This is a genomic window from Clostridium sp. (assembly GCF_032552055.1).
Lineage (GTDB): Bacteria > Bacillota > Clostridia > Clostridiales > Clostridiaceae > Clostridium.
The window spans coordinates 1-5001 of record NZ_JAWGSV010000231.1; the positions used below are offsets into that span (position 1 = coordinate 1).

A 5001-nucleotide genomic window follows, 5' to 3' on the forward strand; every position below is an offset into this window, starting at 1 on the left:
ATATTATATTAAGTATTATTAATATTTTACTAGCAATCATAAAGAAAGAGAATGTATTAGCTTTTATTGGTTTATCTATTTTATTCGGAATTTTAGCAATATTTATGTATTTAATGCAATTATAAAAGAGCAGTTTTGATAATTTTAAATTTATATTTTATTAGTAGACTTTATATATTATGTGGAAGACTACTTGGATATTGCGACGAAGTCTAATCATAATATATAAAGTCTACAATTACATTAAATCAATAAAGTTGATTAGTTTTACTATCCTTCAATACTTTATCCTTTTTAGAGTAGCTATTAAATGATGTAGCTGTATTACTTGAATTAAGGGATGAAGGAACATTCTTGCCCTTCATTGGTATAGTACCATCAGTTCTTTTTTTCTTATCATTACTTTTTGCCATCTAAAAAACCTCCTTAAAGTATAAATATTATTTTAGTATTTAATTTATTAATAAGTTGACTTAGAGCTCGCGACTGAGCCCGAGCGTATAATATATATAAAGTGATAGTTGAAATAAAACCTAAATATCATCATCTACGCTTAGGATACTTTCTTCAGTGTAGTCAAACTCCACATTTGAAATATTGTTTACAACTATATCATCTATTATTGTGCTAGGAAGCATAGATGATGGTTCTTCAGTTTTACCATGACTTATTAAAGCGTGTTTTGGTGGTGAATAATTAGTTCTTTCATTAGGTAAATAAACACTTTTCTTTTTTGAATTCTTGGACATAATAATCCCTCCTTATAGTTTATTATCTATTTTTAATGATTTTTAATTCATGTTAGTTTGAGGAAAAGTTGAATAAATAATGAATTTGTAAAAATTTATAATAATATATGATAAAATAATGTAGTAAATAAGTTTTGATTTTAATAACATAAATGGAGGAAATGATGATTAAATTATTAGCTACTGATTTAGATGGGACTTTATTAGAAAAGAATAGTATGACAAAAAGAAATAAAGATGCAGTACATAAATTGCAAAATCTAGGAAGGTTATTAGTTATTGCAACAGGAAGACCTTATAACGGAGTTAAGATGATCAAGGATGAATATAATATAAGAGCTAATTATTTTATACTTTTAAATGGAGCATTAATTGTTGATTCTTTAGGAAGTAAAATAATGCAAAAGATAATTAAGAAAGATATTATAAAGAAAATACTATCAAAAATTCATAGTGATGATATAGCAATTTCTGTTGAATCTGGATTTAATACTTACCTTTTAGATGATGGAGATAATCTGCCTTATCCTAGTAAAACAAGGGTTAATTCTATAGATGAAATAGATGAAGATCTTAGTTTAATTTCTATTTATAGCCCAAATAAAAATATTGAAGAAATAGAAAAATTAAAAAATGAAATTAATGAAGAATTTAAGGATGAAATAATTGCATATAGAAATGATATTTATATAGATATTGTTCCAAAGGGATGTTCTAAAGGCGAGGGAGTAAAGTTTATAGCATCTCAAGAGGAAGTTAATATGAATGATGTATATACTATTGGTGACTCTTGGAATGATGTAAGTATGTTTGATATTACTAAAAATTCTTTTACCTTTGACTATGTAGAAAATGAATTGAAAAATCATGCAAATTATATTGTTACATCTGTGGCTCATTGTATAGAAGATTATATTTTATAAATTTAAGATAAAGTGATTCTTAGAAGAATTAATCTATGAGCGTAGCAGTGCTTAGCTCCGAATTTGAGAAAATGGGAGTATTAGCAATGGTAGCCATGGGATAAAATAAGAATATTGAATGACATAAAGGTTGTATAGATTTATTGTTTTGTATTTTTTTGATATAAACTGTTACTTATCTAAAGAAAATACTGGAAAAATAAGTGTAATAGATATAATATATAATATAAATAGAATTGCTGAAATTTTACCTTATAAATTTTTAATATCAAAAGGGAATGTTTTAAGGTAATAATAAGGGCAACGTTATTTTACATAGGAAAAATATAAATTAACTAAGGGAGGAAATTATAATGTATCCTATAAGGTTTGAAAACTTGTATTACGAGAAAATATGGGGAGGAAGAGATTTTGAATCTTTTAGAAGCAATATGCCAGAAGGAGAAATAGGAGAAACTTGGGATATAGCTTGCCATCCTAATGGTACAGGTATAGTGGCAAATGGAGAGCTTAAAGGTATGTCCTTTGATAATTTAATTGAAAAGTATGGGGTAGAGTTACTAGGCAATAAAGTAAGTAAAGAGAAATTCCCACTTTTGATTAAATTAATAAATTCTAAAGAAAAGCTTTCAGTTCAAGTTCATCCAGGTGATGAATATGCAGCTAAATATGAAGGGGATTATGGAAAGACAGAAGCTTGGTATGTTATGGATGCTAAACCAGGTGCTTCATTAATAGTTGGAACTAAAGATTGCACTAAGGAACAGTTTGAAGAAGCAATAAAAAATAATACGGTAGAAGAATGTTTAAATAAAATAGAAGTAAAAAAAGGTGATTGCTTCTTAATAAATAGTGGTCTTGTACATGCTATATGCGAAGGAGTAATTATAGCAGAAATACAACAAAATAGTGATGTAACTTATAGGGTTTATGACTATGGAAGACCTAGAGAAATACATGTGGAAAAGGCACTTGATGTTATAAAGTTTGATCTTCAATGTGAGAATTTAAGTAAAAGAGAAGAAGTAGTCTTTGATGGATATAGCTATAGCTTATTATGCAAAAATGAATACTTTGGAATTGAAAAGTTATCAATAACTAAGGAATATAAAGATAAAGGTAACGAGGAAAACTTTGATATGTACACTTGCGTAGAAGGTTATGGACATATTAAAGGAATAGATAGAAATGGAAATGAATATTCCGAAGAAATTAAAATGGGAGATAGTATCTTAATGCCAGCAACCTTAGGAGATTACACTATTGTTGGTGAATTAAAGGTATTGAAAAGTTATCCTGTAGTATAATTCAGGGAAGAATTATTTTAAAAATTTGAAAGTAATTATTTCTAAGATAATAATTTAAACTTGCAAATATCAATTACAGAAAGATTTAATTAAATATCGATAGTTAAATAACGCTATGTTAAAGATATATGTTGATATTTGATTAAATTATCCTAAATAGGTTATAATATAAATATAATGTAACGATGGAGGAATATACTATGTCTGGAGCAAGTTCTGTAATAAAATTTCTTTCAACTTTAAGCAAATGTGAGCAAGAACAAGTATATAATTATCTTGAAAAAGAGTTAATTTTAGGCTCTATGACAAGTGAAATTCAAGATGAAATAAAAGAAAATAGGTTCTCTTCTGGTAGAGTATGTCCTTATTGTAAAAAAGATAGAGTATTAAGAAATGGCAAGTATAATGACAAACAAAGATATATTTGCAAAGATTGCCACAAGACATTTACAGATTTCACATACTCCCCCTGTTACAATAGTAAGAAAGATTTTACAGTATGGATGTCTTACATCAAATGTATGATTGAAGGTTACTCAATTAGAAAATGTGCTAGAATAGTTGGAATCAGCATACCTACAGCATTTTTATGGAGACATAAAATTTTAGACGCTGTAAGAGTATATATAGGAATTGGTCATGTATCAGGGGTTGTTGAAGCAGATGAGACGTTCTTTAGACTTTCCTATAAGGGGAATCATAGCAAAAGCAACACATTTACTATGCCAAGAAAACCATATAAACGAGGTCCTAAAAGTAAACCTTCAAGCCAAGAGGAAAAGAAAAAGAGAGGTATCTCTAATAATCAAGTATCTGTAATGTGTGCTACTGATAGAATGGGAAATGTTATATCAGAATTAGTTTGTAATGGTAGAATGCGTTATACAGATGTAGAGAGGCTTTTTAAAGATAGAATAGAAGAAAAATCAACTCTATGTGTAGATTCACATAAAAGTTATATTAAGTTTAAAAATAACTTCGATGTTGAAATGCAGCAAATAGAGACTGGTAAATATAAAAAGGGTATATATCATATTCAACATATAAATGCCTACCATAGTAGATTAAAGCAGTTTATGGTTGGATTTCATGGTGTTGCAACCAAATACCTTGCAAATTATATGTATTGGTTTAAATGGATAGAGTTGTTTAAAACAGAAAAAGATACAATAAGGTGTAAAAGATTGTTCGTTCAATCGCATACTTCATATTCCACTACTCAAATAAAGGATTTTAAAGAAAGAAAAGAAATTTATATTTAATGGTAAATAATGTTTAATATTTACTATTATTTGTGTATAATTAAATAATAAACTATTGGAAAGTATTTAATTATTACAAGAACAATGGTAAGTGCTGTAATGGTAAATATAGTTATAATAGTTTTAAGTAAAGTAACAGCCGAGTTGGTTGATGGTAAAATATTAAGGAGATGGAATAATGTACGATTGCATGCAAAGAATTAATATCAAGAATCTAACAAAAGATACTTTGACTAATATTGAGCTGACTCACGATGGAGAAGGTGCATACAAAAAAGCTAAAGTAAAGAGATTAGAAAAAAATGAAAATATAGAGGTTTCTTTATATACCTTGAAAGTGCACAATACGTGCAATTTAATTTTAACATATACTTATAAAGATTTAAGTAATACAGTTGTAGTATATGATAAATTAAGTGGCAAAGATTTAACATTTATCACAGTTGAAATTAAAGAGGAAGCTGGAAAAATTAGCTTCAATGTAATAGCGGATAACGAGTTATGGAAATATTAAGCAAATTCATATCTGTAGAGTAGATTCTATTTAATACGAAATTAAAGGATGTCTAATATGTCTAACATGGACATCCTTTAATTTTGCAATATTTCAACAATATACTTAAACATAGCGTTAAATAAAGATAGACTAATTTTTATAGGTAACTCCTAGGTTCAAGGGAAAGCTTAAAAATAGTCTATCTTTTATATTTAGGAAACTTATAGTTAACAAAAAGATATGTAATAATATTTAGAATATTAT

The 5001-nt window shown here is 27.2% G+C and carries 6 protein-coding genes; 4 read left to right on the plus strand and 2 right to left on the minus strand.

Translation table 11 applies throughout. The features are described from left to right. Positions 1-248 precede the first annotated feature (248 nt). Positions 249-413, minus strand: a complete 165-nt coding sequence (locus E6248_RS12990) for a hypothetical protein (protein WP_316341218.1) — start codon at positions 411-413, stop codon at positions 249-251. Positions 414-533: 120 nt separating this feature from the next. Then, positions 534-749: a hypothetical protein gene (locus E6248_RS12995; protein ID WP_316341219.1), complete on the minus strand. Its 216-nt coding sequence runs from the start codon at positions 747-749 to the stop codon at positions 534-536. Positions 750-913: 164 nt separating this feature from the next. On the opposite strand from E6248_RS12995, the gene E6248_RS13000 reads away from it, so the two are divergent. The 4 genes from E6248_RS13000 (at position 914) to E6248_RS13015 (ending at position 4755) form a co-directional block, all read left to right on the plus strand. Then, positions 914-1672: an HAD family hydrolase gene (locus E6248_RS13000; protein ID WP_316341220.1), complete on the plus strand. Its 759-nt coding sequence runs from the start codon at positions 914-916 to the stop codon at positions 1670-1672. Positions 1673-2025: 353 nt separating this feature from the next. Continuing rightward, entirely contained in the window at positions 2026-2979 is a 954-nt protein-coding gene (locus E6248_RS13005; protein WP_316341221.1) for a type I phosphomannose isomerase catalytic subunit, read from the plus strand. A gap of 200 nt (positions 2980-3179) precedes the next feature. Next, positions 3180-4241, plus strand: coding sequence for an IS1595 family transposase (locus tag E6248_RS13010; protein ID WP_316341222.1), 1062 nt, complete (start codon positions 3180-3182; stop codon positions 4239-4241). 178 nt (positions 4242-4419) lie between these two features. After that, positions 4420-4755, plus strand: coding sequence for a hypothetical protein (locus tag E6248_RS13015; RefSeq protein WP_316341223.1), 336 nt, complete (start codon positions 4420-4422; stop codon positions 4753-4755). Positions 4756-5001 lie beyond the last annotated feature (246 nt).